The sequence below is a fragment of the Paraburkholderia sediminicola genome (genome assembly GCF_902859805.1).
GTDB classification, from domain to species: Bacteria; Pseudomonadota; Gammaproteobacteria; order Burkholderiales; family Burkholderiaceae; genus Paraburkholderia; species Paraburkholderia sediminicola.
In genome coordinates this window covers 115,028-140,682 of the sequence record NZ_CADIKC010000014.1, presented here as the reverse complement: position 1 = coordinate 140,682, position 25,655 = coordinate 115,028, and the positions used below count along the sequence as shown (strand labels likewise).

Sequence of the window (25,655 nt, the reverse complement as noted above, 5' to 3'; positions counted from 1 at the left end):
ACGGGCCGCCATGCTGGCCCGTCTATCCTCACGCATCATGCGGTTTCTCGCGATGCCTAAAGCGGCACCACCACCGGCTCGGCGTGGCAAGGCGGCTTGCCGTATGGAACATGGACAGGCCCACAACCCCAATGAATCGGCGGACACTCCCAGCCGCGCCGAACGACAATGGGCGGCATCATCCCGCCAGGGCAAGCAGACGGTGCTTCCCGTGTGAGGCAGGCGATGCCGCCGCGGACGGATTGCGAAGCCGCGCGGTCGAGTTCATCGACGCGGGGCAAATCTTTGAGAACTAGCGTTTTCATGGTGGATCTCCGGCAAGTTGGATTGACAGTGAGCCCGGGTATTGCCGCGCTCATTGATTCCCTTTGCACACACCATGCCATCCGCCGCAAAGCGTTATGGCGTCCACAATCTACTCACCTCGCGGGCGCAAGATGGTTTGAGATCCACCGACTCGCGACGCAACGGTGTTGGCGCACGACCAACAGCTACATCCACCGGAATTGCGGGCACAATGAGCAACCTCGCGCCACTCGCGCCCCTCGCGCACGAATTGCCGATTTTCATTAGCAAGCAAAGGAGGATGTATGAGCCAGCTTAAAGCCGTCGAATATTCCGCAGCTTCGCCTGAAGTCAAAGCCGTCTACGACGACATCAAGCAGACCCGCCAGGTCGACGACGTCAATAACTTCTGGAAATACATCGCCCAGCATCCGCCTACGCTTGCGCGCACGTGGGACAGTCTGAAGGATGTGATGGCGCCGGGTGCGCTCGACCCGCTGATCAAGGAGTTGCTTTACGTCGCGGTGAGCGTGACGAACAACTGCGGTTACTGCGTCGCGAGCCATACGGCTGCGGCGCGCCGCGCGGGTATGACTGATGAAATGTTCGGCGAACTGCTGGCGGTGGTCGGTATGGCCAACGAGACCAACCGCCTCGCGGTCGGATATCGCGTACCGATCGACCCCGCCTTCGAGTAAGGTCGTCGAGTAAGGGCGCGCGCTTAACCCTGCACGCCGCGCCATCCCGCGAGCAGCGCGGGCAAGTCGGCCATGTCGCGAAAGACGTGAACCGCGCCCGCGCCGTGCAGGGCCGTGGCGCTGCTGTGACTCAGTTCTTTCGGACAATAGCCGAACACGGTGGCGCCGGAGGCCACGCCTGCAGTGACGCCCGTGACGGTATCGTCAACCACAGCGCAACGCTGCGGTTCTACGCCCAGGCTTGCGGCCGCGGCGAGATAGACGTCGGGATACGGCTTGTTGCGCGGTGTTTCATGACCGCTGGAGATGCGCCCTTCGAAGCAGTCGAGAATACCGGCCTTCACCAGTTGCAATTCCACTTTGATGCGATCGGCGCCTGACGCGACAGCAATGCGTCCGTTGAGCGACGCGTAAAGCGCGCGCACTGCCGACGCCGCGCCGTCGATCGCCACCAGCTCGCGATCGAGCGCTTCATTGCGGCGCGCACGAAATTGCATGAGCCAATCCGCTGTGATTGCGAAACCGGTGCGCGCTTCGATGAGTGCGGCTTCATCCCTGACGGCCTTGCCGACAAAAATTTGCATCGCCTCTTCAACGCTCAATTGCCAGCCTAACTCGCCGAGCATTTCGGTGAGCACGCGGTTGGTGATGGGTTCGGAGTCGACGAGCACGCCGTCGCAGTCGAAAAGTACGGCGTCGAAAGGGAAAAGAGGGAAATCGGCCATCGGGCAGGGTACGGAAAGTGGTCGCGGAACCGGCAAGCTTACCTCACCGGCTCGCGCGACGCTGGACAACGGCCCTGATGGGAATCAGGACCCTGCAGCCTTATACCCGTCACTCAGCGTTTTCATAAACGCAATGATGTCCTGAATGTCCTGATCCGTCATGGCCGGCTGATCCCCGAACTTGCGATCGAACGGTGCATCGGCAACGTCGACATTGGCGTGATACTGCGCCGGCAGATCGTTGTACTTCAGTACCTTGCCCGAAGCATCGCGCGGATAGATCTTCTCGGGCGCCGTGTTGCGCAGGTTGTAGAAGTCCATGACCTGCTTGAGGTCGTGATACACGCCGTTGTGGAAGTACACCTTGCGCTCGGCAACATTGCGCAGGGTCGGCGTCAGGAACATCCCGCAGTACTGCGTCTCCTTCTTCATGTCGTCGCGGAACGGCCCGCACACGCCCATATCGAAGAACTTCGGATCCTTGTTGGCCGGAATGGCCGGATTCCGCGGCACGCCAAGGGCCTCGTACTGCGTGTCGGTGAACACCGGCGGCAAGCCATCCTTGCTCGGCTGGCTCAAGTGGCAACCCGCGCAATTAGCCTTGTCCTTATCGTTGAACAACTGCAAGCCATGCAACTCGGCGTGGGTCAGCCGCGCCTTACCTTCGAGCCAGTAATCGTACTTGCTGGTGAAAGCGTGGAACGACTGATCTTCGGTCTGATACCGTCCCACTGCGAACATGGCTTCCGAGATCAGCAGGCTCGGATTATTGACGATGCCCGCTCCAAAGATCTGCTTGAACTGCTCCAGATATTTGGTTTGCAGCAGCTTGCGCGCGACATCCTCTTGCGTCGCGTTGGCCATCTCCACCGGATTCATCAGCGGACCGATCGCCTGGATTTGCAGCGTATCGGCGCGGCCGTCCCAGAACAGGCCGCCTTGCGGCACCATTGCCGGCGCGGCTGGTGCGGCAAGCGCCGTCTTCTGTGCGCGCTGCACGCCGGCCGCCTGTGAGGCCAGCTGGGTCATATCGACGGGCACGTCGGTATCGCCCTGATCCGGCCCGATGCTGAATGGCGCCTGGCGGTACAGATACGTCAGCGACGGCGGCGGCCGGTAGCCTGCCTGATTCATGTGCGGGCCGCCGAGTTGAACCGGGAACGCGTTGTCCGGCGCGTACGAATGCTGTGCCGAGTGGCACGATGCACACGACTGCGTACCCGAGGCCGACAACGTCTGGTCGTAGAAAATCTGTTTGCCCAGCAGCGCAACCGCGCTCAGCGGCGCGTCTTGCGGACGCATCAAATGCACCGGATTGGGATTCGCGCCGGTGATTTCCTCGACGATCGAACCAACTGCGGGCGGCATCCGTTCCGGGTAGATGAGTGCGTACGCGCAAACCACGGCGAACGCGAGCACGATGCCGGCGGCGCTCCACGCAAGCAGCCTGAGCCACGCACGACGGGTAACGACGGGACCCGGCTCACCGCCGGCAGGCAGATGCGGGGGCAGCAGGGCGTCTGAAGGATGATTCATGGCGGTAGTGACAAGTAATTCGATCAGGTGCGATCAAAAAGCAAATCGAGCCAGCACGTTTGCACTGGCTCGACGCCCAACTACAGCTTGATGTGTTTCGTGCTCTTCATGGCGCCGCGCTTTGTACTGTCATGCACGAACAGCGCTCGTGCATGACGTGAAGTAAAGCGCACCGGAAGAGCAGTCCGCACGCGTGCCGCTATCAGCTAGCCGGCGGCGCCGACAGTTTCGTGCCCAGGTTCTGGTCCAGATACACCGTCGGGTTGTTGCCCGAGCCCGAGAAGTTGAACATGTTCATGATGCTGCCAGCCGATGCATCGAACGAGCCGTTGCCAAGGCGTTGACCGCCAAGCCAGTTGTCCTCGATGAACTTGACCACGGACGCCTGGGTGATCGCCGTATCGTCGACGAAGTTGACCTTCGCCCACGGCGACACCACGATGAACGGCGTGCGCGTACCCGGGCCGCAACGGCCGTTCACTGTGCCGCCATTCACGCCCTGCGGTTGCACCGCGCCCGTTGCCGTGCACTGACCCGTGCCGCTCAGGTTGTCGGTACCGGCCACCGTCGCGCCGCCCGCGGATTGCGCCGTGGTCGAATCGAATGACGAGTTTTTCGGCGCCATGAAGCGGTGGTCGTACCAACCGTCCGAATCGTCATAGGCGATGATCACGGCGGTGTTCTTCCAGTCAGGCTGTTGCTGCAGGAAGTTGATGACCTTCGTGACGAAAGCCTGCTCGTCGATCGGGTCCGAGTTGCCCGGGTGACCGTCTTCGACCGCCGGCGCCTTCAGGAAGCTCACCGACGGGAAGTTGCCGGCCTTCACTGCGGCGAAGAAGTCGTCGGTGTCGTACTGGTGGTGAACCGGCGTTGCCGTGTTGTCGAGCGGATCGGTCGCGCCGATTACCGCCGTCGACGTCGGACGCGTGTGCGCCGGGTTGGCCGTGGTCGGGTAGTACTGGAACCACGCGTGATGCTGTACGTAGTCGACCTTGGTCGCGTTCAGCACTTGCGAGAACGTCGAGCGCGCGCAACCGGTCGTGCCGTTGGCATTGGTGGTCGCCAGGTTGAAGCCGCCCATGAAGCCGCCCCACGTCAGGCCCTTCGCGTTGAGCAGGTCGCCGATGTTCTTGTTGTTCGAAGACATCGCCGCCGTTACCGTGCTGCCTGCCGCGGTCGTGCAGACGTCACCGGTCGGGTCGAGGTCGCCGACCAACGTGAAGCCGCCGGCCGAATCCGCAATCGCGTTGGCCGAGGTTCCGCCCGTCACCACCACGCCGTTGTTTTGGCCCGAGACCACTTCGATTGCGCCAGGCGTCGACGGACCGAACGTGTCCGTGTACGCGTTCTGGTTCATCGCGAAGTTCTGCGCGTAGTTCCACATTGCCGTGACGGTGTTGCCGTCGAAGTAACCCAGCACCTGGCCCTTCGTGGCGAACGCGCCGGTGCTGCCGGCAATGGTCGAACCCGACGCCGTAAAGAGCGGGAACGAGTCCATCGCGCCGTTGTTATACGCGAGCTGTTCCGCGGCATACGCGTGGTTCTGGCTCGACGTATTGGCTTGCGAACGATCGAGACGGAACGGCAGAAGATCGGCGGCCGGCAGGCCGAGACCCGCGATCGTCACCGAACCCACCGTGCGGCCTGCCGTGTTCGGCGAGGTCGACAGCGCGTTCGGGTTTGCGGCGATCAGGTTGTTGTTGCTGAGGTTGTTGACCGACGGCGTGCCTGCGGCTGCGGTGAATTGCGGCTCGCCGACCGGGTTGTTGGCCTGCGGGTAGGTTGCGAAGTAGTGGTCGAACGAGACGTTCTCGCCGAAGATCACCACCACGTGTTTGATCGGCGTGGCCGTCGTGACGGCATCCTGCGCCGACACCGTGACTACCGGCGTCGATGCAGCCGCCGGCGCGGACGCCGTCGAACTCACGCTATTGTTGCCGCATGCAGCGAGCGCAAGCATCGCGGCAAACGGGATGGGTAAGAGGGTTCTACGGAACATGTGACTGGCTCCAGATTCGACTTCGCCGTTCAGCGTTTCCAGTAATGCACGTGTGGAGATTCGCTGGGGATATTGTTAGAAATACAGCTGAGGTGTCTTACCGCTAGAAACAGCGCGCATTGAAACACCCGCTGATTAAGATTTGAGGGCGCGAACATTACGTCACCTATCGGTTGCCATTCATTTAAATAACTTTTGCTGTCGTTCTGCTTGCGCAAGGCCGTCATGCAAGGGCTTTTCTGGCCTCCATGACTTGCGTGCGGCGGCGCGTTTCTTTCAGCGCCAATCAGAACGACAGAGAACGACGGATTTTTCCGGCTGCGGCGTTCAAGAAGAAACGCAGCCGCTTCTGGCTTCGGCTCTTATGGGAGAAATTCAACATGACATCGACCAAACCGGTCCGCCTTCTGACTTCCGTGCTCGCTGCAGCGATTACGTGCGTTGCCGCGCTGACGGCTGCGCCTGCCTTCGCGCAGGCGGTAATCATCGCGCCGATGGCGCCGCCGCCGCCGCGCGTCGAAGTGATGCCGGCCCCGCGTGCCGGCTACGTCTGGGACCAGGGCCGCTGGCGTTGGAACCACGGTCGTTATGTGTGGGTGCCCGGTCACTGGCAACCGGTTCGCGTCGGCTATCGCTGGGTGCCGGGGCATTGGGTGCAACGCGGACCTAACTGGCGCTGGGTCGAAGGGCATTGGGCCTGAACGTTGAGCGCCGTCGTACTCCCAGGCTCGTTGCGGAACCGCATGCCTTGAGCGAACGCGATCCCGATGCGGAGTTGCTCGAGAGGGTGGCCCGACAAGACCCGGCCGCCGTCCGCTCGCTCGTCGCGCGCAAACTGCCGCGTCTGCTCGCGCTCGCCACGCGCATGCTGGGAGACCGCATGGAAGCGGAGGACGTGGCGCAGGAGGTCTTCGTGCGGATCTGGAAACAGGCTTCGCGCTGGCGGGAAGGCGAGGCGAAGGTGGATACGTGGGTCCACCGTGTCGCACTCAATCTTTGCTATGACCGTCTGCGCGGCCGTCGCGAAGTCCCGCAAGACGACCTGCCCGATGAGATCGACCCCGCCGCATTACCCGACGCCGCGCTCGAAGCGCGCGCCCAGGACGAGCGCGTTCGCGAGGCGCTCGCCGCATTGCCGGCACGACAGCGCGAGGCGCTGGTGCTGAATTACTACCAGGAGATGTCGAACATCGACGCTGCCGCCCTGATGGGCATCACGGTCGATGCGCTGGAAAGTCTGCTGGCACGTGCGCGCCGCAATCTGCGCGCCCAACTGGCCGGCAGCGGCCTTAGCAAGGACAAGTCATGACGCCCGAAAGATTCCATCAGATCGTCGAAGCCTATGGCGCCGATCCGCGCCGCTGGCCGCAGCAGGAACGCGCAGCGGCGGAGGTCTGGGCCGCTACGCATCGTGCTGAGGCCGACGCGTTGTTAGCGGACGCGGCCGGCATCGATGCATGGCTGGCCGCCGACAAGGTCGATCCGCCTGGCGCGGCATTGCAGCAGCGCATCATCGACAGCGCGCCGGGACGGCGGCCGAGCGCGCCACGCCGGAAATTGTGGTGGTCGGGCGCAGCGGTGGCAGGCGTCGGCGTGCTGGGCGGCGTAGCCGGCGCCCTTGCGGTCTCGTTCTTTGTTTTGACGGGCACGGTTCCGCAAGTGCATGAGTCTTCTTATTTAACTTCGAGCTTCGGTGGTTCGTCCGCCGATTGGAGCGGCGAATGAACGGCCGGTCATGGAAAATCGTGCTGGTGGCTTCGCTGGTGCTCAACGTGTTTCTGCTGGGTGCGATTGTCGGCGGTGCTTATCAATGGTTTGCAGCGCATGGCGCGACCACCACGGTGCTGGCGCAACAGCGCACGGCGTTGCGCTTTGCTGCCGAAACGCTGCCGGCCGAGCGGCAAAAGGCTTTCATCGACGGCCTGAAGAATGCGCGCCGCGAGGGCCGGCAATATGCCCGCGACGGCCGCGAAGGGCGTCATGAAGTATTGCGCCTGCTCGCCGCGCCGCAGTTCGATCGCGCGGCGCTGGACGCAGCGTTGGCCCGCACGCGTGAGGCCGACAGCAGCTTGCGCGCGCAAGTGGAGGGCAGTGTGGCGGATTTTGCGGCGACGCTGTCACCGGAGGAGCGCATCGAGTTCGCCGACAGCCTCAAGCTGCGCGGACAATGGCGTGAACCGCAGCCGGCCGCCAATGCGAACAAGCCACCGAAGCCGGCCGCAAGTGGATCTTCGAGTGAATCGTCGGGCGAATAAAAATATTCTGGACGGCCGCGACGGATTGGAGCGTGGCGGTCGTTTAAAGAAATATCCAACGCCGAAGAGGATGGTATGGCCACATCACCGAACATGAATGCCGCGGCGATTGCGCTGAACCGTTTCGGCCTCGGCGCGCGTGCCGACGATACGCCGCCCGCCGACCCGAAGGGATGGCTGCTCGCGCAGTTCGAGCAATATCAGCCGCGGCCTGCCGCGTGGGCGAGCCAGCCTGATTCGGTGACGTTGTCGGGCGAATTGGTGCAGCAGCGCATGCAGCTGAATCAACTGAACCGGCAGACTCAGCAGAACGTCAACGAAGGCGCAGCCGCCAATCAGACGAATGCGCAGGCCGGCGCGCAAGCCGCTGGGCAGGGTGCATCAGAAACCGCCGCGCAAACTGCTAAGCAAGCCGAACGAAAAGCGCTGCGCGGCGAAATTCTCGACATGTACCGTTCCTCGGTGAACGCACGGGTCGCAAGCGCGCTGACTACGCAGACGCCTTTCGTCGAGCGGCTGGTTCATTTCTGGGCGAACCACTTCGCGGTGTCGACGGAAAAACCCGGCGTCGCGGCGCTAGCCGGCTCGTTCGAAGCGGAAGCGATCCGCCCGCACGTGCTAGGTCGTTTCGAAGACATGCTGGTCGCAGTCGAACGTCATCCGGCCATGCAGTTGTTTCTCGATCAGACGCGTTCGGTTGGACCGGACAGCATGGCGGCCATGCGCGCCGCGGAGCGTAATCCGAACGTCAAACGCGGTCTGAATGAGAACCTGGCGCGCGAAATCATGGAGCTGCATACGCTCGGCGTGCGCAGCGGCTATAGCCAGGACGACGTCACCGAATTCGCCCGCGCGCTGACCGGCTGGAGCCTCGCCGGCAATCCAGGCAATCCTGGCAACCCGCGCGGGCAGGGTCTGCAGACGAACGCTGCGCCAGGCACCTTCGTGTTTCGCGTCGCGCTGCACGAGCCGGGTTCGCGAACCATCATGGGCCGCCGTTACGACCAGCCGGGAGAAGAGCAGGCGCTGGCGATCCTGCACGACCTCGCAAGCGCGCCCGCAACGGCACAGCACATCGGCGGCAAGCTCGCCCGTCACTTCGTCGCGGATAATCCGCCGCCCGGCGTGAGCGAGCGATTGGCGAATGCATTCGCGCGCAGCGGCGGCGATCTGCCGACCGTGTACCGCACGCTGCTCGGCATGCCTCAAGCGTGGTCGCCTGCTGCGGTGAAGTTCAAGACGCCGTGGGAGTGGACCATTTCTTCGATGCGCGGGCTCGGCTGGCAGGACATCGGCAACATGCAGACCGCGCCCATCCTGACGCAACTCGGTCAACCGGTGTGGCGCCCAGGTTCGCCCGCGGGCTACGACGACATTGCCGCGAGCTGGGCGGCGCCCGATGCGCTCGTGCGCCGGGTCGAAGTGGCGCAGCGTTTCGCGTCGCGGGTCGGCGACCGGCTCGATGCGCGCTCGCTCGGCCAGACCTTGCTGGCCGGCTCGCTCAGTGCGCCGACTGCCGCAGCCGTGTCGCGTGCCGAAAGCGCATCGACGGCGATCGCACTGCTGCTGGTCTCGCCGGATTTTCAACGGAGATGAACACCATGTTTTCACGCCGCAAATTTCTCAGCGTTGCCGCTGCAGGCGCGGGCGCGATTCTCGTGTCGCCGCGGATCGCGTTTGCCAGTGTCGCAACGGATCGCCGCTTCGTGTTCGTGATCCAGCGCGGCGCGGCCGATGGCCTGAACATCGTCGTGCCGTATGCCGAACCCGCTTACGCGACACTGCGCGGTGCGCTTGCGATCGATGCATCCAAAGCGACCCGGCTCGACGGCACCTTCGCGCTGCATCCCTCGCTCGTGCAGACCGCCGCGATGTATGCGGATCGTCAGGCGCTGTTCGTGCACGCAGTAGCGTCACCGTATCGCGACCGCTCGCACTTCGATGGGCAAAACGTGCTGGAGACCGGCGGCACCTCGCCGTATCAGATGAAAGACGGCTGGCTGAACCGGCTCGTCGCATCCATGCCCGCCACGCGTGAGAACGCGATCGCCTTCGCGCCGACCGTGCCGATGGCGCTGCGCGGCAGCGCGGCGGTGACCTCGTATGCGCCTTCGGGGTTGCCGCAGGCGCCTGACGATCTGCTCATGCGGGTCTCGCAGCTGTACGACCAGGATGCGCAGTTGCGTCCGCTATGGGAGTCGGCTATGACCGCGCGCGGACTCGCGGGCGACGCCGGAGCGCGTCAGGACCCGGCGAGCCTCGGCAAGCTCGCCGCCGGTTTTCTGTCACGCGACGATGGTCCGCGAATTGCGATGATTGAAACCGGTGGCTGGGATACCCACACTGCGCAGAACGCACGCCTCGCCAATCAACTAAAGGCGCTCGACACAATGCTTGCGGCGTTGCGTGACGGCATGGGGCCGTTGTGGAGCAAGACTACCGTGGTGGCGGCAACCGAGTTCGGCAGAACTGCCGCCGCCAACGGCACGGGTGGCACCGATCACGGCACCGGCTCGGTGGCGATGATGCTGGGTGGCGCGGTAGCGGGCGGACGTGTGCTCGCCGACTGGCCTGGCCTGAAACCGGGCGACCTTTACGAAGCGCGCGACCTCAAGCCCACGATGTCGCTAGATGCGTTGCTCGCGGGCGCCGCAAGCGAAAGCCTCGGGCTCGATCCGCAGCGTACGGCCGCGACATTGTTTGGCCAGACCGCAGGCATGCGCCCGATGACAGGGCTCGTGCGCGCATAAGCTGAAAACCGCCAGAACGACAGACAGCGCCGCAAACTGGTTCTTGCGGCGCTACCCGTCGTTACTGCCCGGCATTCGTCAATCGTCAATCGTCAGACGCGATCAACCCCCGCCGCCGCCCTGCGTGCCCAGCGTCAGCTTGTTGTTCACCGACGTCACGCCTGCAACGCCCTTGGCCACTTGCTCAGCTTGTGGGATTTGCGCGCCATCGGGCACCGTTCCAGTCAAGGTCACCGCACCGCTGCGCGCCCGGACAAACACGTTCGACACATCAAAACCCTGCGCTTTGCCCAAAGCTTTGCGCACAGCCAGACCCAACTTGCGGTCCGTGCTCTTCATCGCTTTCGAATTCGGAGCCGGCGCCATCATGGTGCCAGACGCCATCGCGTCGCTCGATTGGGCATAGGCGCTGGATGCAGTCGCCACACACAATGCGATGCCGAGCGCCTTCAATAGATTGACTGTTTTCACGTTTTCTCCATTCCTCGAAAAGTTGATTTCGCATCGTTGCATGCAAAAAACACGCGCCTGCAGGCACTTTTCCGCCCGCATGGAGCCTCCGGTCTTGTAGAAGAGTGACGTCTTGAAGCTCCCGGCGCGCTTAAACAATACTCCAGCAAACGCGCGAGCGTTGAAAAAACTGACCTGGCCGCCCGTCGCCCGATTCGCCTATCATGACGGCTTCGATCATCAAAGGCGCACCGCAGATGTCTGATGGCGTACAGGAACAACTACGCGAACCACGCAGGCAAGCCGCTGCATCGTCGATCGATTATGGCTTGTGGGCACTGACCTTCAGCTATGTACTGAGTCAGTTTTTCCGCAGTTATATCGCCGTGATCTCCACCCAGCTGATCGGCGATTTTCATTTCTCGCCGCAAATGTTCGGCTGGTTCGCGGGCTCGTTCTTCCTCGTGTTCGCCATCGCGCAACTGCCGGTCGGCCTCATGTTCGACCGCTACGGCGTGCGCGGCCCGACCGCGCTCCTGATGGGCATCGGCGCCGCCTGCGCCGGCATTCTTTCGACGACAACGAGCGCAACCGTGGCGCTCGTCGCGCAAGCCGGAATCGGACTGGGTTGCGCGCCGATCTTTATGGGGCTGCTCAACTACGTGCTGCATTCCGGCCACGGCACGCGCAATGTGCGCGCTGTCACGACCGCGAGTGCGATCGGCATGGCGGGCGCATTGCTGGCGGCGTTTCCGCTGAGCCGCGCGACGGCCAGCTTCGGCTGGCGTCCGGTCATGGTGACCGCTGCCTTAGCCATGCTATGCGCGACGCTTGGTGTCGTATGTTTTGTGCGCCGGCGTGATGCCGTCGCGCATGAGCAAAGTCTCGCTGCATCGCAACACGCGGCAGGCGGGGTGAAACGGCACACCCGTTTCTGGACCTTGATGCCGGCGTGCCTCGCGCTCTCCGTCGGCAGTACGTTCCGTACGTCATGGGGCGGCCCGTATCTCGCCGACGTCTACGGCTTCGACGTTATCGCGCGCGGCAATGCGATGACTATCACCAGCGTGATCGGGATCGCCGCGTCGTTCTGTATTCCGGTGGTCGTGCGGTTCTGCGCGCCCAAGCTTATTTCGCTGCTGTGGCTAATTGCCGGCGTACTGGCGGCGTTGGTGCTCGCGGTCAGTCCGGACGGCAACTGGGGCGTCAGTGTCGCGTTGATCTGCGTGTTGTTCTCGGTCGGCTCGATCCATCCGCTCGTGATGTCGCAAGCGCGCGCCATCATCGCGCCGCGCCGGCTCGGACTCGGTCTGGGCCTGCTCAACAGCCTCGTTTTTCTCGGCGTGGCGTTGACCAGCAGTTGTTTCGGCTGGATCGCGGGTGTTGCAAAACAGGCTCATCTATCGAACGCGGGGATCTATTCGGCGTTGTTCTCGGTGACCGTCGTGCCGCTTGCGATCGGCGCCGTAGTTTATTTTTTCAGCCCGGTGGTGGCTGCGGCCAAAGAAGAAGTCTGAGCGATTTTTTGCATTTGTCTATAATTCCGCAGCCCGGATCACCTCCGTTCCGGACTATGGTTTGTCCTTCAGATGGTGCCGTTTCGCGGGAGCGCGTTTCATTTTGAGCAAAACCAATCACAGCCCGATCGATCATACGGTCGAGGACCCGAGCGCGGGAGACGGCGAGCAAACGTCCGCTACATCCGCCGGCGCCAATTCGGTCCTCGCGAGCCGGACGGCGCACGAGGCGCACAAGGACGACCGGCATTTCGTCACGGCACTCGCGCGCGGGCTCGAGGTGCTGGCGTGTTTTCGCTCAGGCGACAAATCGCTGAGTAATCAGGAACTCGCCTTGCGCTGCAAGCTGCCGAAATCGACGGTATCGCGTCTGACCCACACGCTGACGCTGCTCGGCTATCTGATTCATTTGAAAGAGAGCGGCAAATACCGGCTCGGCACGGCTTCGCTCGCGCTCGGCAGCGCGATGCTGGCGCGGCTCGACGTCCGCAAGATCGCGCGGCCGGTGATGCAGGAGTTGGCCGATATCGTTGGCGCTACCGTGTCGTTGGGTACGCGCGACCGGCTCTCGATGATCTACGTAGAAAATTGCCGGGCCTCCGTTGCGCTTACGCTGACGCTGGAAGTCGGTTCGCGTATTCCGGTCGCCACATCGGCGATTGGCCGCGCGTGGCTCGCGGCGATCCCTGAGCACGATCGTCTCAGCTTCATGGAGCAGGTGCGTGAGCTCGATCACGTCCAGTGGCCGAAAACTCGCCGCGGCATCGAGAATGCGCTCGAAGATTACCGCACGCTCGGCGTGACGACTTCGTTCGGAGACTGGCAGAAAGAGGTGAACGGCATCGCGCGCGCCTTCCAGCCGGGTGGCGAACTGCCGATCATGGCGATCAATGTCGGCGGACCTTCGTTCAAACTCTCCAAGGAGTTCCTGCTCGAAGAAGTGCGGCCACGGCTGATCGACGTGGTGACGCAGCTGGAAGTCGCGCTGTCGCATTGAGCGGTCAGGCTGTATCAAGCGGTATCAAGCGGCGTCGATAGTCACATCGAGCGCCGCGTTGAAAGACGCACTGAGCGGCAGCGCTTAGAACCACTGCGGCGCCATGCTGAGCGTCGTATCGTCGAGACTGCGCAGCGTGGCAAGCATCAGCGAGACGCGCGGCAATTCCCAATGGAAGAACCACTGGCACGCATGCAGCTTGCCGCGATAGAAGTCACGGTCGGCTTCGCTCTTCGCTTCAGGTAGCGCGGCGCTCGCAACGATCGCCTGCCGCAACCACGTCCACGCAAGCACGATATGCCCGAACGCTTCGAGAAAAGCATTCGCGTTGGCAAGCGCGCGTTCGCTTTCACTGGCGAGCGTGGGCAATAACGCTTCGACCGTGCCGGTCAATTCGCTCCATGCCTGACTGAGTGAATCGGCATACGCTTGCAGTGCCGGATGACCGCGAGCCGACTCGACGCTGCGTTGTATTTCACGCCCCAACAGCTTAAGCGCCGCGCCCTGTTTCATCACGACTTTGCGGCCGAGCAGATCGATCGCCTGAATGCCGTGCGTGCCCTCGTGAATCATGTTCAGGCGATTTTCGCGATAGAACTGCTCGACCGGATATTCACGCGTATAGCCGTAACCGCCATGAATCTGGATCGCCAGACTATTCGCTTCGAGGCACCACTGCGAGGGCCACGACTTCACCACCGGCGTCAGCAGATCGAGCAGCAGGCCCGCTTCGGCGCGCGCAGTGTCGCTCCCGCCAGTGTTCTGTTCGTCGACGAGGCGCGCCGCGTACAGGCACAGCGCATACGCGCCTTCCACATAGGCTTTTTGTGCGAGCAGCATGCGGCGCACGTCGGCGTGTTCGATCAATGGCAATTGCGGATCGAGCGGATTCTTGTTTTCCGGGCGACGCCCTTGCGGCCGTTCACGTGCGTATTGGAGCGACGCCAGATAGCCGCGATAGCCGAGCATGACCGCGCCGAGACCGACGCCGATACGCGCTTCGTTCATCATGTGGAACATGTAGGCGAGGCCGTGATGCGGTTCGCCCACCAGTTCACCGATGCATTCGCCGCGCTCGCCGAACGACAGCATCGTCGACGTAGTGCCGCGCCAGCCCATCTTGTGAATCAAGCCTGCCAGCGCGACGTCGTTGCGCTCACCGCGGCTGCCGTCGTCATTCACATGGAATTTCGGCACCGTGAAGAGCGAGATGCCTTTGACGCCCGGCGGGCCGCCGGGAATGCGCGCCAGCACCAGGTGAACGATGTTCTCGCTCAACTCGTGATCGCCGCCTGAAATGAAAATCTTGTTGCCGCGGATCGAATAGGTGCCGTCTTCGTTAGGCGTCGCACTGGTGACGAGATCCGAGAGGCTCGAACCCGCTTGCGGCTCGGTCAGCGCCATGGTGCCGAACGCGCGGCCTTCGAATAGGGCCTGCAAATACTTGCGTTTCTGCGCGGCGCTGCCGAAACGCTCGATCACGTTCGCATTCGCCGTGGTCAGCATTGCGTAAGACGAGGTGGCGATGTTGGCGCTCTTGAAGAGCGACAGGCACGCAAAGGAAATCACCGAGGGCAACTGCATGCCGCCCCATTCGTAGTCTTTACCTGCAGCGAGGAAACCGGCGGAGCAAAACGCGTCGAGTGCGTCTTTGACCTCGGTGGGCATCGTGACGCGTTGACCGTCGAATTGCGGTTCGTGCTCGTCCGAAAGACGGTTGTGCGGCGCGAACTTTTCGGCGGCGACCGCGTGAGCGGTTTCGAGCGCCGCGTTGAAAGTCTCGCGAGTGTGGTCGGCGTGGCGCGCGCGCTGCGTAAGCGTCTCAGCCTCGAGCACCTCGAACAACTGGAATTCCAGATCACGCGTGTTGATGATCAGCGCATCTTGCATGGGAGAAGACCCGTCCAAAGGTAAGCCGCTATGCAGAACAACTACGCGACAGGCGCGGAAAACCCACGAAATCGCATAGACGCGGCTCGATTGAAAAGTGCGGTATTCGGGTAAGCCCCGATGACCCGCCCATCGGCGATGCATGTCAGTTTAAATCAAAAGTGAATGAGCGTGCTTTTATTTACAGGCTGAATTTCGGCACGTATGATGGTCAGAAAATCTGGAATAGAAGTCTGCATTGCAGAACAACTTGGAGGAGCGTCGTAATGTCTGTGAAAGACCTGTTTCAACTGGACGGCAAGGTTGCACTGATCACCGGAGGCTCGCGCGGGCTGGGCCTGCAAATGGCTGAGGCATTGGGAGAAATGGGCTGTCGCGTGGCGATCACCGCGCGTAAGGCCAATGAACTCGCCGAAGCGAAAACGCATCTGCAAAGCCGCGGGATCGAGGTGCAGACCATCGTCAACGATCTGCAGCGCTTCGAAGGTATCCCCGGTCTCGTGGATGAAGTGCTCGGCCTGCATGGCAGCATCGACATTCTCGTAAACAACGCGGGCGCGACGTGGGGCGCACCCGCCGAAGACTACCCTGATGAAGCGTGGCACAAGGTGATGAACCTGAACGTCCATGCGCCATTTTTCGTCGCTCGTGAAGTGGGCAAGCGCAGCATGATCCCGCGTCGTGCGGGCAAGATCATCAACATCGCGTCGGTGGCGGGGTTGAAGGGTTCGCCGCCCGGCATGAACACGATTGCGTACAACACCTCCAAGGCTGCTGCGATCAATTTCACGCGGGCGCTCGCGGCGGAATGGGGCAAGTACAACATCAACGTCAACGCGATCTGCCCGGGATTTTTCCCGTCGAAGATGTCGGCGGGCTTGCTCGACAAACTCGAAGACACCGTCATTTCGCGCACGCCGTTGCAGCGCCTCGGCGGCGACGAAGATCTCAAAGGCCCGGTCGTGTTCCTCGCGAGTGAAGCGTCGCGCCATATCACGGGCCAGTATTTTGCGGTGGATGGCGGCTCGATCATTATTTGATTGAGTGGTCTCGAGGCGCAGCGCGCTGGCCAGGGCGTGTTGCGTTTACGTACGAAGACAGCTTTGCATGGGACCGGAGACGCCGCATGAATTTTCAGCACTCGGACAAGGTCAAGAGTTTGCAGCAGCGCCTGAACGCTTTCATGGACGAGTACGTCTATCCAGCGGAGGCGGTTTTCGAAGCGCAGATGGACGCCGCGCGTGAATCCGGCAACCGGTGGCAGCCCGCGCCGGTGATCGAAGAATTGAAACAGAAAGCGAAGGCCGTCGGTTTGTGGAACCTGTTCCTGCCCGAGTCGAAATACGGCGCAGGGCTCACCAACCTCGAATACGCACCCTTGTGCGAAATCATGGGGCGCTCGCATATCGGCGCAGAGCCTTTCAACTGCTCGGCGCCGGACACCGGCAACATGGAAACGCTGGTGCGTTACGCGACACCGGAGCAGCAACAGCAATGGCTGCTGCCGTTACTCGACGGTTCGATCCGCTCGGCATTCGCGATGACGGAGCCGGAAGTGGCGTCGTCAGACGCGACCAATATCGAAGCGCGCATCGAACGCGACGGCGACGATTACATTCTGAATGGCCGCAAATGGTGGACCTCGGGCGCGAACGATCCGCGCTGCAAGGTCCTCATCTTCATGGGCAAGTCCAGCCCGGACCACACCAACCGGCATCAGCAGCAGTCGATGATTCTGGTGCCGATCGACACGCCGGGCGTGAAAGTACTGCGTCATCTGCCGGTCTTCGGCTATGACGACGCCCCGCACGGCCACGCCGAAATCTCCTTTGAAAATGTACGTGTGCCGGCCAGCAACATGCTGCTCGGCGAGGGCCGCGGCTTCGAGATCGCGCAAGGGCGGCTCGGACCGGGCCGTATTCACCACTGCATGCGTTTGATCGGACGCGCCGAGCGCGCGCTCGAAGCGATGTGCCGCCGCTCGCTGGAGCGCGTAGCGTTCGGCAAATCGATCGCGGATCAGGGCGTCACCCGCGAGCGAATCGCGAATGCACGCATCATGATCGACCAGACGCGTTTTCTGGTGCTGAACGCGGCGTACAAGATGGACACGGTCGGCAACAAGGACGCGCGTCAGGAGATCGCCATGATCAAGGTGGCGGCGCCCAGCATGGCGTGCCAGGTGATCGACTGGGCGATGCAGGTGCATGGCGGCGGCGCGGTCAGCGACGACTTCGGCCTCGCTCGCGCGTATGCGAGTTCGCGCACGCTGCGTTTCGCGGACGGCCCTGACGAAGTACACCGTAACGCCATTGCGAAGATGGAACTTGGGCGTCATCTCGGGCATTCATCAAGCAACTGAATCCCTTGATTGCCATGACGCATTAACCCGCCGCGTCCATCACGCGGCGGATGTGAACGAAGCGCGCACCCTCCGGGTGAAACGCGCACAGACAGTAAGGCTGGAGACGCCTATGAACGAACGCCATCACCCGAATTGGCCGCCGCAAGTGCCGCTGCATCTGACGCTGCCTGAGACCAATATTTTCTATAACGCCGAGGTGTCGGCGGCGCGTTTTCCCAACAAGCCGTTCATCGTCTTCTACGACACGCCGGTTACGTTCGGCGAATTCAAGGACGAAACCGAGCGCATCGCAGGGTTTCTTCAGCAGGAATGCCAGGTCAAAGCGGGCGACCGTGTGCTGCTTTACATGCAGAACAGCCCGCAATGGATCATCGCTTACTACGGGATCCTGCGTGCGAACGCCGTCGTGGTGCCGGTCAATCCGATGAACATGAGCGGCGAACTGGCGCATTACGTCGAGGATAGCGAGGCGACCACGATCATCGCGCCGCAATGCCTGTTCGCGAACGTCGAGCCGTTGATCGGCAAGGGGGCGGGGAAGGCCATCGAGCACGTAATCGTCGCAACGTATAGCGATTATCTGAAGCGGCCATCGCCGATTCCCGTGCCGGAATTCGTGGCGGCGCCGCGCAAGACCTTCAATATCCCCGGCGTCATCCCCTGGCGCGAGGTGCTCGAACGGCATATCGCGCCAGGTCCGCTCACCACGGGTCCGGACGATCTGTGCGTGATGCCGTACACGTCGGGCACGACCGGCAAGCCGAAGGGCTGCATGCATACGCATCGCAGTGTGATGAGCACGCTGCTCGGCGGCTGCGTCTGGTTTTCGGCGCCGCCGGATGGTGTGTATCTGTCGATATTGCCGTTCTTTCATGTGACCGGCATGCAGGGCGGCATGAACAGCGCGGTCTTCTCCGGCGCCACGATTATCGTGCTGCCGCGCTGGGATCGGGAAGCCGCGGCGCTATGTATGCAGAGATATCGCGTGACCGCGTGGCAGTCGATTACGGCGATGATGGTTGATTTTCTGTCGAACCCGAAGCTCGGCGAATACGATCTGTCGAGCCTGACGGGCGCACGCGGCGGCGGCGCGGCGATGCCGGACGCGATTGCCAGAAAGCTCAAGTCGCTGACAGGGCTCGATTATGTCGAAGGCTACGGCATGTCAGAGACGATTGCCGGCACGCACATCAATCCCCCGCATCGGCCGAAGCCGCAGTGCCTGGGCATTCCCGTATTCGACGTAGACTCGCGCGTGATCGATCCCGTCACGCTGCAGGAACTACCGCAAGGCGAAACCGGCGAGATCATCGTGAATGCGCCGCAGGTGATGCAAGGCTACTGGCGCAATCCCAAGGCCACTGAAGAAGCGTTTATCGAACTCGACGGCAAGCGTTTTCTGCGTACCGGCGACCTTGGTCATATCGACGAGGACGGCTATTTCTTCATGACCGATCGCCTGAAGCGCATGATCAATGCATCGGGCTATAAGGTGTGGCCCGCGGAAGTCGAGGCGCTCATGTACCGGCATCCCGCGATCCACGAGGTGTGCGTGATCGGCGTGAAGGACACCAGGCGCGGCGAAACGGTCAAGGCGCTGGTGGTGCCCGCCGCGGCGCATGCCGGCACGATTACCGAGCAGGAGATCATCGACTGGGCGCACGATCAGATGGCGTCTTACAAGGCGCCGCGCATTGTCGAGTTCGTGACGTCGCTGCCCAAGTCGGGCAGCGGCAAGATTCTATGGCGCAAGTTGCAGGAAGAGGACGCGGCACGCACGGCCGCGGCGAGTGAGAGCAACAGTAGCACTGGCAGCACAGGAGGCGCCTCGTCATGACATGGCTCGAAGCCTTACTGGACGAACCGTTCGTCTGCATCACCGATATGCTCCGCCGCTTTGCCAAAGAGCGCGGTGAGCACGCGGCATTGATCTGCGACGGTGAGGTCGTGACTTATGCCGCGCTTGACGCACGAGTCGATCGCTTTGCCGCCGCGTTGCAGCGCGAGGGCATCAAGCCTTGCGATGCGATCGCGTTATGCGCTGCGGCCTCGGTGGAATACGCTGTGGTGTTTCTCGGCGGCCTGCGAGCGGGAGCGGTGGTTGCACCGCTTGCGCCGTCGTCGAGCGCGGCGAGTCTCGTCAGCATGATCGGCAACTCGGGTGCGCGGCTGCTGTTTCTCGATGCCGACGTCAAGCGTTTGCTGGAACCGGTGGCTGCAGAGATCAGTGCAATCCCCATCGCACTCGATGCGCACGCAGGCAGCACCTCGCTTGAAGCGTGGCTCGCGCCCAAGGGCGCAACGCCTGAAGCCGTCACGATCAATCCGGCGTGGCCGTTCAACATCATCTATTCATCGGGCACCACAGGTACGCCTAAAGGCATCGTTCAATCTCACGGCATGCGCTGGGCCTATGCGGTGCGCAGCATCGAACGTGGCTATGGCCCAGACGCCACCACGCTCATCTCGACACCGTTGTATTCGAACACGACGCTCGTGAGTTTCATGCCGACGCTGACATTCGGCGGCACCGTCGTGTTGATGCCGAAATTCGACGCCACACGCTATCTCGAACTGGCGCAACAGTACCGCGTCACACACACCATGCTGGTGCCGGTCCAGTATCAACGTTTGATGGCGCATCCGGACTTCGACCGTTACAACCTCTCCAGCTTCCAGGCCAAGTTCTGCACCAGCGCGCCGTTCGCGGCGAGCGTGAAGGCGGACGTGGTGCGCCGCTGGCCGGGCAAGCTCACCGAGTACTACGGCATGACCGAAGGCGGCGGCTCGTGTCAGCTGGAGGCCAACGAATGTCCCACCAAGCTGCATACGGTCGGCAAACCGATCGAAGGCCACGACATCCGTCTGATCGACGAGCTCGGTAACGAGGTCGCAGCGGGGGAGGTGGGCGAGATCGTCGGCCATTCGCCCGCGATGATGACCGGCTACTACCGTCAACCGGAGAAGACTGCCGAGGCGGAGTGGTACGACCCGAGCGGCAAGCGTTTCATTCGTACGGGCGACATGGGCCGTTTCGATGCAGACGGCTTTTTGACCCTGCTCGATCGCAAGAAGGACATGATTATTTCGGGCGGTTTCAACGTTTATCCGAGCGACCTCGAGACTGAACTGTGCTCGCACCCGGACGTCGCGGATGTGGCCGTGGTGGGCGCGCAGTCGGAACAATGGGGCGAGACGCCGGTTGCGTTCGTGGTGCTTCGCCCGGCTGCACCGATCGACGCCGACACGCTGCTGGCCTGGGTCAACGCGCGGCTCGGCAAGATGCAGCGGCTCTCCGCGTTGACCTTTGTCGACGCGTTGCCGCGCAGTCCGATAGGCAAGGTGCTGAAACGGGAATTGCGCGAGCAGTACTATCCCGCCGCGCGCTAACGCAGCGTATAGAGACGTCTGAATACACCTGGCTGGATAGACCAACTCACACCAACTGGCAATGGGATAAGGAAAGGGACACGGCATGGACTATTTTGAAGGCAAGGTTGCGGTGATCACCGGCGCGGGCTCCGGATTTGGCCGCGAGTTCGCACGGCTCGGCACGAAGCTGGGCATGCGGCTGGTACTCGCCGACGTACAGCAGGACGCACTCGACGAAACCTTCGCCGAGGTGAGCGCGGCCGGCGCACAGGCCATCGCGCGCCGTGTCGATGTCGCGAAGGGCGAGGAGATTGACGCATTGGCCCGCGCCACGCTCGACGCTTTCGGTGGCGTGCATCTGGTGTTCAACAATGCGGGAGTAGGCGGCAGCGGCGGCCTCGTGTGGGAGAACACCGAACGCGACTGGCAATGGCTTCTCGGCGTCAACCTGTGGGGCGTGATTCACGGCGTGCGGGCTTTCACACCGCTAATGCTCGAGGCCGCCAAACGCGATCCGGAGTATCGCGGGCATATCGTCAATACGGCGTCGATGGCGGGCATGCTCAATCCGCCCATGATGGGTCCGTACAACGTGTCGAAACATGCGGTGGTGTCGCTGACCGAGTCGCTGTATCAGGATCTTTCGCTGGTCACGCAACAGGTGGCGTGCTCGGTGCTGTGCCCGTACTTCGTGCCGACGGGTATCGCGAAGGCGCATCGCAATCGTCCGTCCGAACTGGACAACGACACACCGCCGACCTTATCGCAACGGGTGTCGCGCGTGATGAGCGAGAAGGCGGTGAGTTCAGGGAAGGTGAGTGCGGAAACGGTCGCGGGCATGGTGTTCGATGCGATCCGCGAAGAACAGTTCTATATCTTCTCGCATCCGCACGCGCTGGCAGCAGTGAAAACGCGTGCTGAGGATATCGTGACGCCGCGCAATCCAACCGATCCGTTCGCCGAGCGGCCTGAAGTGCGTGTTCAGATTATCGAAGCGTTGAAGGGGTAATCCGAATGGGAGATGTGCAAAGCGCCGTGGAAACCACGGCGCTTTTTTTACGCCTATATCAGCGGGTCATTTCGTCACTTCGCCGCTGTCAGCGAACTCAACACTGCTGACTTCAACTGTCCACCCTGAACCACCGCCGCAACCGGATTGCCGATCACGAAGCCGCCGTGGTCGTCGACGCCCGTCACACTTTGCGGATTGGCCTGTGGCGGCAGCGCCTTCACGGCTTTATCGAACTGATTCCGGATCGCGGTCGCATCACTGACACTGCCGGCCAGCTTCATCGCGAGTGCCGTTGCGTAGACCGCGGTGTAGTTCAGCGATACTTCCTGGCTCGGATCGCGACCATTGTGACTCTTGCGGAAGCGCTCTACAAACATTTTGGCGTTCGGCGTTTCATCGTTGGCCAGCGGCAATACGCCGATCGCGCCGTTCAACGGGGCATAGCCGCCAGTCACCTTGGCCACTTCGTCGAGCTTGGCCTGATCCATTACGATAAAGCCGCCCTTGAAGCCCAGTTCGCGTGCCTGCTGCGCAATCAGGCCGGTCGGCTCGGACGGACCGCCGATAAACATCACATCCGGTTTCGCGGCCAGCACACGGCTCACGCCGCTGTAGAAATCGGTGGCGCGGTTATACGACATGGAATTGTCCGCGACGATCGTGCCACCGGCTGCTTCCCACGCGGGCTTGAATGCGGCGACCCAGACCTTGCCGTAGTCGGTATCGGTGGCGGCGAGTGCGACCTTCTTGCCGTACGTCGCCATTTCGTATTTGATGAACGAGTTCAGATAGGACGTGAACGCCGGGGGAATACGCACCGTGAGCTTGTTGCCGCGCTCGCTGATCTGCGGCACGCTGGTGTACGAGAGCAGCAATAGTTTCTGTTGCTCATTGCTGGTCTGCACGGCGAAGCCACCGCCCGAATGCGGCACGAGCACCACAGCGGCCTGCTGTTCCTGCGCGAGACGCCGGGCGTTGATCGCGGTTTCGGCGGGGTTGTACTTGTCGTCGAGCGGCACGATTTCGAGCTTGATCTTCTTGCCGGCCACTTCGATGCCGGCCTGATTGACGTCGGCAGCGGCCATCTGCATGCCTTCGAGCACTTCCTGGCCGTACTTCGCCGCGCCTCCGCTCAACGGACCGGAGTAGCCGATATGCACCACCTGCTGCGCCATCGCGGCGCCCGTGCCCAGCAGCGCAGTCGTGGCGACCGCCGCAACTACTCCAGCGCGTCCGCACAAGCGTTTGATCGTCATACGTGTCTCCTTTGGGATTGTTCGAATGGCCTGACGCTCATGATCACGTTCATGGTCATGCGTCAGGCAGTGCATCAAATCCGTTCAGCCGCCGACGTAAGCGCGCCGGATCGCTTCGTTGTTCATCAGACTCGCGTGATCGCCTTCGAGCACGATGCGGCCGTTCTCGATCACATAGGCACGGTGCGCGATCTTCAACGCCGCAAACGCATTCTGTTCGGCGAGCAGCACCGTCGTGCCGGCGCGATTGATCTGCTGGATCACCTCGAACACCTGCTTGACCACCAGCGGTGCGAGACCGAGCGACGGTTCGTCGAGCAGCAACACCTTGGGGCGGGCCATCATCGCGCGACCGATCGCCACCATCTGCTGCTGCCCGCCGGACAAGGAGCCGGCCGCATGATCCTTGCGTTCGGCGAGAAGCGGAAAGAGTGCGAACACCTGATCGAGATTGCGCTGATTGCCTGCCTTGTCGCCGCGATGCACGTAGGCGCCGAGCGTGAGGTTCTTGAGCACCGACATGCCCGGGAACAGCTTGCGGCCCTCGGGGCACTGAATCACGCCGTTGCGCACGATCTGCGCGGGCGTCATGCCGAGCAGTTCGCGCGTTCCGAGGCGCAGGCTGCCGCTCGTGGCGCGGCGCAGGCCGCTCGTCGCGAGAAAGATCGAGCTCTTGCCCGCGCCGTTGGCGCCGAGCAGCACGACCAGTTCGCCGTCGTCCGCATGCAGCGTGATGCCGTCCAGCGCGCGGAAACTGCCGTAATCGAGCGCGACGTTTTCAAACTTCAGCATGTTCGCTCCCAAGATAGGCATCGATCACCGCCGGGTTGGCGCGAATCTCGGCAGGCGTGCCTTCGGCGATTTTCTTGCCGTAGTTCAGCACCATGATGCGATCGGCGAGCTTCATGATCATGTTCATCTTGTGTTCCACGAGGCATACCGTCACGCCGTGTTTCACCAGCTTGCGGATCAATTCGGCGAGGCCTTCGGTCTCTTCGGGATTGACGCCGCCGGCGGGTTCGTCGAGCAGCATCAGGCTCGGTTCGGTGGCAAGCGCGAGCGCCACGGCGGCGCGTTTGCGCTCTTCCTGCGAGATGTCGCCGGCCATTCGTTCCGCAATCGCCGACAGCCCGACAAAATCCAGGGCCTCGCGCGCCTTTTCGCGGCAGATACGCTCTTCCTGCTTGAGCCGCGCAGAATGCGTCAGCACGTCCCACAGCCCCGAGCGCGTGCGCAGCCGGTGGCCGACGATCAGGTTGTCGAGCACGCTGGCCCGGTCGAACAGCGCGGTGGATTGAAATGTGCGCGCAATGCCGAGGCGCGCCATCTGATCGGCGGCCAGCTTTGTCACGTCCTGGCCTTTGAAATGGATGCGTCCCGAGCTCGGCAGATGGGTGCCGCTGATCAGATTGAAAAAGGTGGTTTTGCCCGCACCGTTCGGCCCGATGATTGCATTGATCTTGCCGGCTTCGATATGCGTGCTGACGTCGTCGACCGCGACGAGACCGCCGAAGCGCTTGCTGAGCGAGTCGATTTCAAGCATGACGATCTCCGCGCGTGGGCTGCGACTGACGCGAGACGCTGCCGCTTTTCGGCGTGGCCAGTTTCGCGCGCTGGCTCTTTCTCGCCCGATACAAACCGACGATTCCGTTCGGCAAAAAGATCACCAGCAGAATCAGGATCGGTCCGAACACGACAAAGCGGTAGGCCTGCAAAAACTGCAGATACTGCGTGAGCCAGGGTATGGCTAGCGCGCCGAGCAGCGGGCCGGCGAGGGTGCCGATGCCGCCCACCAGCATGTACATGGTCATGTCGAAGGTATGTTCGACGCCGGCGAGGTCCGGTCCGAGAAAGCGCACGGAACCGGCATAGAGCCCGCCCGCAAGCCCGGCATAGACGACCGACAGCACGAAGGCCAGCACCTTGTTACGCATCAGGTTGATACCGAGCGACTGCGCGAGACCGTCGCTATTGCGGATCGCCATGAAGGTCCGGCCGAGCAGCGAGTCGACGATGCGATGCATCAGCCACACGCCGAGCACGAGAAAGGCGAACACCAGGTAATAGAGCGGCCGCGGATTTTCAAACGAGACGATGCCGAAGCCCGAAGGCGCCGGGATACCAACAATGTCTGAGACCCCATGCGTGAGGCTGTCCCATTTCTCGATGACAAGAAACATGATGTAGCCGACGCACAGCGTAAAAATAGAAAAGTAGTGACCGCGCAGACGCAGCGACACAAGGCCGACCAGCGCACCCAGTATCGCGACGACAACGCCCGACGCAATGAACGCGATCCAGAACGGCACCTGATGATCGACCGTGAGAATGCCCACCGTGTACGCGCCCACCGCCATGAAGCTGCCGTGCGCGAGATTGAACTGCCCCGTGTAGCCGGTGATCAGATTCAGCCCGACGGTGGCCAGCGCGAAGACGTACGCGGTGGACATCACGGTGAGCATGTAGTCGTTGGTGGCCAGAAACGGAAACACGAGACCGAGCACGAACAGCAGTGTCCAGCCCAGCTTGCCCTCGAATAATTTCATGA

Annotated in this window: 24 protein-coding genes; 14 read left to right on the top strand and 10 right to left on the bottom strand. The window is 62.3% G+C overall.

The annotated features are described in order from the left end of the window. Nucleotides 1-56 precede the first annotated feature (56 nt). Entirely contained in the window at nucleotides 57-305 is a 249-nt protein-coding gene (locus R8871_RS33785; RefSeq protein ID WP_175054283.1) for a hypothetical protein, read from the bottom strand. A gap of 285 nt (nucleotides 306-590) precedes the next feature. Between R8871_RS33785 and R8871_RS33780 the strand changes: the two genes are divergently transcribed. Beyond that, the gene (locus R8871_RS33780) at nucleotides 591-983 is read left to right on the top strand and encodes a carboxymuconolactone decarboxylase family protein (RefSeq protein WP_115777533.1); all 393 of its coding nucleotides are present in this window, start codon (nucleotides 591-593) and stop codon (nucleotides 981-983) included. A gap of 23 nt (nucleotides 984-1,006) precedes the next feature. Here R8871_RS33780 and R8871_RS33775 read toward each other — a convergent pair whose 3' ends face one another. The 3 genes from R8871_RS33775 to R8871_RS33765 all read right to left on the bottom strand — a co-directional run bounded on the left by R8871_RS33775 (nucleotide 1,007) and on the right by R8871_RS33765 (nucleotide 5,243). Continuing rightward, the gene (locus R8871_RS33775) at nucleotides 1,007-1,708 is read right to left on the bottom strand and encodes an HAD family hydrolase (RefSeq protein WP_175054282.1); all 702 of its coding nucleotides are present in this window, start codon (nucleotides 1,706-1,708) and stop codon (nucleotides 1,007-1,009) included. Nucleotides 1,709-1,792: 84 nt separating this feature from the next. Further along, nucleotides 1,793-3,244: a cytochrome-c peroxidase gene (locus R8871_RS33770; protein WP_175054281.1), complete on the bottom strand. Its 1,452-nt coding sequence runs from the start codon at nucleotides 3,242-3,244 to the stop codon at nucleotides 1,793-1,795. Nucleotides 3,245-3,446: 202 nt separating this feature from the next. Continuing rightward, nucleotides 3,447-5,243: a phospholipase C gene (locus tag R8871_RS33765; RefSeq protein ID WP_175054280.1), complete on the bottom strand. Its 1,797-nt coding sequence runs from the start codon at nucleotides 5,241-5,243 to the stop codon at nucleotides 3,447-3,449. A 380-nt stretch (nucleotides 5,244-5,623) separates the two neighbouring features. Here R8871_RS33765 and R8871_RS33760 point away from each other — a divergent pair, with 380 nt between their 5' ends. From R8871_RS33760 to R8871_RS33735, 6 genes are all read left to right on the top strand, one after another. Further along, on the top strand, nucleotides 5,624-5,944 hold the full coding sequence (locus tag R8871_RS33760; RefSeq protein WP_175054279.1) for a YXWGXW repeat-containing protein: 321 nt from the start codon (nucleotides 5,624-5,626) through the stop codon (nucleotides 5,942-5,944). Continuing rightward, entirely contained in the window at nucleotides 5,941-6,552 is a 612-nt protein-coding gene (locus tag R8871_RS33755; RefSeq protein ID WP_281370269.1) for an RNA polymerase sigma factor, read from the top strand. Before R8871_RS33760 ends, R8871_RS33755 begins: the two co-directional genes overlap by 4 nt. Then, a complete protein-coding gene (locus R8871_RS33750; RefSeq protein ID WP_175054277.1) occupies nucleotides 6,549-6,968 on the top strand; it encodes a hypothetical protein in 420 nt (139 codons plus the stop codon). Before R8871_RS33755 ends, R8871_RS33750 begins: the two co-directional genes overlap by 4 nt. After that, nucleotides 6,965-7,498 (top strand): periplasmic heavy metal sensor, encoded by a 534-nt coding sequence (locus R8871_RS33745; RefSeq protein WP_175054276.1) that lies wholly within the window; start codon nucleotides 6,965-6,967, stop codon nucleotides 7,496-7,498. The genes R8871_RS33750 and R8871_RS33745 overlap by 4 nt, the downstream gene beginning before the upstream one ends. A gap of 75 nt (nucleotides 7,499-7,573) precedes the next feature. Continuing rightward, a complete protein-coding gene (locus R8871_RS33740; RefSeq protein WP_175054275.1) occupies nucleotides 7,574-9,094 on the top strand; it encodes a DUF1800 domain-containing protein in 1,521 nt (506 codons plus the stop codon). 5 nt (nucleotides 9,095-9,099) lie between these two features. Beyond that, nucleotides 9,100-10,248, top strand: coding sequence for a DUF1501 domain-containing protein (locus R8871_RS33735; RefSeq protein ID WP_175054274.1), 1,149 nt, complete (start codon nucleotides 9,100-9,102; stop codon nucleotides 10,246-10,248). Between the two features lie 102 nt (nucleotides 10,249-10,350). Here R8871_RS33735 and R8871_RS33730 read toward each other — a convergent pair whose 3' ends face one another. Continuing rightward, the gene (locus R8871_RS33730; RefSeq protein WP_175054296.1) at nucleotides 10,351-10,719 is read right to left on the bottom strand and encodes a BON domain-containing protein; all 369 of its coding nucleotides are present in this window, start codon (nucleotides 10,717-10,719) and stop codon (nucleotides 10,351-10,353) included. Between the two features lie 203 nt (nucleotides 10,720-10,922). On the opposite strand from R8871_RS33730, the gene R8871_RS33725 reads away from it, so the two are divergent. Together R8871_RS33725 and R8871_RS33720 are read left to right on the top strand one after the other, a co-directional pair. Next, a complete protein-coding gene (locus tag R8871_RS33725) occupies nucleotides 10,923-12,215 on the top strand; it encodes an MFS transporter (RefSeq protein ID WP_175054273.1) in 1,293 nt (430 codons plus the stop codon). Between the two features lie 103 nt (nucleotides 12,216-12,318). Beyond that, nucleotides 12,319-13,212 carry an IclR family transcriptional regulator gene (locus R8871_RS33720; protein WP_246287935.1) on the top strand — a complete coding sequence of 298 codons (894 nt, stop codon included), beginning with the start codon at nucleotides 12,319-12,321 and terminating at the stop codon, nucleotides 13,210-13,212. A gap of 84 nt (nucleotides 13,213-13,296) precedes the next feature. On the opposite strand, the gene R8871_RS33715 is transcribed toward R8871_RS33720, so the two are convergent. Further along, complete coding sequence (locus R8871_RS33715) at nucleotides 13,297-15,102, bottom strand: acyl-CoA dehydrogenase (protein WP_175054272.1); 1,806 nt, start codon at nucleotides 15,100-15,102, stop codon at nucleotides 13,297-13,299. 266 nt (nucleotides 15,103-15,368) lie between these two features. On the opposite strand from R8871_RS33715, the gene R8871_RS33710 reads away from it, so the two are divergent. The 5 genes from R8871_RS33710 (at nucleotide 15,369) to R8871_RS33690 (ending at nucleotide 21,848) form a co-directional block, all read left to right on the top strand. Beyond that, nucleotides 15,369-16,142: an SDR family oxidoreductase gene (locus tag R8871_RS33710; RefSeq protein ID WP_175054271.1), complete on the top strand. Its 774-nt coding sequence runs from the start codon at nucleotides 15,369-15,371 to the stop codon at nucleotides 16,140-16,142. Between the two features lie 86 nt (nucleotides 16,143-16,228). Further along, on the top strand, nucleotides 16,229-17,464 hold the full coding sequence (locus R8871_RS33705) for an acyl-CoA dehydrogenase family protein (protein ID WP_175054270.1): 1,236 nt from the start codon (nucleotides 16,229-16,231) through the stop codon (nucleotides 17,462-17,464). A 112-nt stretch (nucleotides 17,465-17,576) separates the two neighbouring features. Then, nucleotides 17,577-19,304, top strand: a complete 1,728-nt coding sequence (locus R8871_RS33700; RefSeq protein ID WP_175054269.1) for a long-chain fatty acid--CoA ligase — start codon at nucleotides 17,577-17,579, stop codon at nucleotides 19,302-19,304. Next, nucleotides 19,301-20,857 carry a class I adenylate-forming enzyme family protein gene (locus R8871_RS33695; RefSeq protein ID WP_175054268.1) on the top strand — a complete coding sequence of 519 codons (1,557 nt, stop codon included), beginning with the start codon at nucleotides 19,301-19,303 and terminating at the stop codon, nucleotides 20,855-20,857. The genes R8871_RS33700 and R8871_RS33695 overlap by 4 nt, the downstream gene beginning before the upstream one ends. An 85-nt stretch (nucleotides 20,858-20,942) precedes the next feature. After that, nucleotides 20,943-21,848, top strand: a complete 906-nt coding sequence (locus R8871_RS33690; RefSeq protein WP_175054267.1) for an SDR family oxidoreductase — start codon at nucleotides 20,943-20,945, stop codon at nucleotides 21,846-21,848. A 74-nt stretch (nucleotides 21,849-21,922) separates the two neighbouring features. Here the strand turns inward: R8871_RS33690 and R8871_RS33685 are convergent, their stop codons facing one another. The 4 genes from R8871_RS33685 to R8871_RS33670 all read right to left on the bottom strand — a co-directional run bounded on the left by R8871_RS33685 (nucleotide 21,923) and on the right by R8871_RS33670 (nucleotide 25,653). Beyond that, nucleotides 21,923-23,107 (bottom strand): ABC transporter substrate-binding protein, encoded by a 1,185-nt coding sequence (locus tag R8871_RS33685; RefSeq protein WP_175054266.1) that lies wholly within the window; start codon nucleotides 23,105-23,107, stop codon nucleotides 21,923-21,925. Nucleotides 23,108-23,191: 84 nt separating this feature from the next. Then, nucleotides 23,192-23,899: an ABC transporter ATP-binding protein gene (locus R8871_RS33680; RefSeq protein ID WP_093644489.1), complete on the bottom strand. Its 708-nt coding sequence runs from the start codon at nucleotides 23,897-23,899 to the stop codon at nucleotides 23,192-23,194. Next, nucleotides 23,886-24,650, bottom strand: a complete 765-nt coding sequence (locus R8871_RS33675) for an ABC transporter ATP-binding protein (protein ID WP_175054265.1) — start codon at nucleotides 24,648-24,650, stop codon at nucleotides 23,886-23,888. Before R8871_RS33675 ends, R8871_RS33680 begins: the two co-directional genes overlap by 14 nt. Further along, nucleotides 24,643-25,653 (bottom strand): branched-chain amino acid ABC transporter permease, encoded by a 1,011-nt coding sequence (locus R8871_RS33670; RefSeq protein ID WP_175054264.1) that lies wholly within the window; start codon nucleotides 25,651-25,653, stop codon nucleotides 24,643-24,645. Before R8871_RS33670 ends, R8871_RS33675 begins: the two co-directional genes overlap by 8 nt. Between the last annotated feature and the right edge of the window lie 2 nt (nucleotides 25,654-25,655).

Bases quoted from the DNA above. Each gene is read 5' to 3' on its own strand.
- R8871_RS33785 (WP_175054283.1), bottom strand. From the start codon at position 305: ATGAAAACGCTAGTTCTCAAAGATTTGCCCCGCGTCGATGAACTCGAC.
- R8871_RS33780 (WP_115777533.1), top strand. From the start codon at position 591: ATGAGCCAGCTTAAAGCCGTCGAATATTCCGCAGCTTCGCCTGAAGTC.
- R8871_RS33775 (WP_175054282.1), bottom strand. From the start codon at position 1,708: ATGGCCGATTTCCCTCTTTTCCCTTTCGACGCCGTACTTTTCGACTGC.
- R8871_RS33770 (WP_175054281.1), bottom strand. From the start codon at position 3,244: ATGAATCATCCTTCAGACGCCCTGCTGCCCCCGCATCTGCCTGCCGGC.
- R8871_RS33765 (WP_175054280.1), bottom strand. From the start codon at position 5,243: ATGTTCCGTAGAACCCTCTTACCCATCCCGTTTGCCGCGATGCTTGCG.
- R8871_RS33760 (WP_175054279.1), top strand. From the start codon at position 5,624: ATGACATCGACCAAACCGGTCCGCCTTCTGACTTCCGTGCTCGCTGCA.
- R8871_RS33750 (WP_175054277.1), top strand. From the start codon at position 6,549: ATGACGCCCGAAAGATTCCATCAGATCGTCGAAGCCTATGGCGCCGAT.
- R8871_RS33745 (WP_175054276.1), top strand. From the start codon at position 6,965: ATGAACGGCCGGTCATGGAAAATCGTGCTGGTGGCTTCGCTGGTGCTC.
- R8871_RS33740 (WP_175054275.1), top strand. From the start codon at position 7,574: ATGGCCACATCACCGAACATGAATGCCGCGGCGATTGCGCTGAACCGT.
- R8871_RS33735 (WP_175054274.1), top strand. From the start codon at position 9,100: ATGTTTTCACGCCGCAAATTTCTCAGCGTTGCCGCTGCAGGCGCGGGC.
- R8871_RS33725 (WP_175054273.1), top strand. From the start codon at position 10,923: ATGACGGCTTCGATCATCAAAGGCGCACCGCAGATGTCTGATGGCGTA.
- R8871_RS33715 (WP_175054272.1), bottom strand. From the start codon at position 15,102: ATGCAAGATGCGCTGATCATCAACACGCGTGATCTGGAATTCCAGTTG.
- R8871_RS33710 (WP_175054271.1), top strand. From the start codon at position 15,369: ATGTCTGTGAAAGACCTGTTTCAACTGGACGGCAAGGTTGCACTGATC.
- R8871_RS33705 (WP_175054270.1), top strand. From the start codon at position 16,229: ATGAATTTTCAGCACTCGGACAAGGTCAAGAGTTTGCAGCAGCGCCTG.
- R8871_RS33700 (WP_175054269.1), top strand. From the start codon at position 17,577: ATGAACGAACGCCATCACCCGAATTGGCCGCCGCAAGTGCCGCTGCAT.
- R8871_RS33695 (WP_175054268.1), top strand. From the start codon at position 19,301: ATGACATGGCTCGAAGCCTTACTGGACGAACCGTTCGTCTGCATCACC.
- R8871_RS33690 (WP_175054267.1), top strand. From the start codon at position 20,943: ATGGACTATTTTGAAGGCAAGGTTGCGGTGATCACCGGCGCGGGCTCC.
- R8871_RS33685 (WP_175054266.1), bottom strand. From the start codon at position 23,107: ATGACGATCAAACGCTTGTGCGGACGCGCTGGAGTAGTTGCGGCGGTC.
- R8871_RS33680 (WP_093644489.1), bottom strand. From the start codon at position 23,899: ATGCTGAAGTTTGAAAACGTCGCGCTCGATTACGGCAGTTTCCGCGCG.
- R8871_RS33675 (WP_175054265.1), bottom strand. From the start codon at position 24,650: ATGCTTGAAATCGACTCGCTCAGCAAGCGCTTCGGCGGTCTCGTCGCG.
- R8871_RS33670 (WP_175054264.1), bottom strand. From the start codon at position 25,653: ATGAAATTATTCGAGGGCAAGCTGGGCTGGACACTGCTGTTCGTGCTC.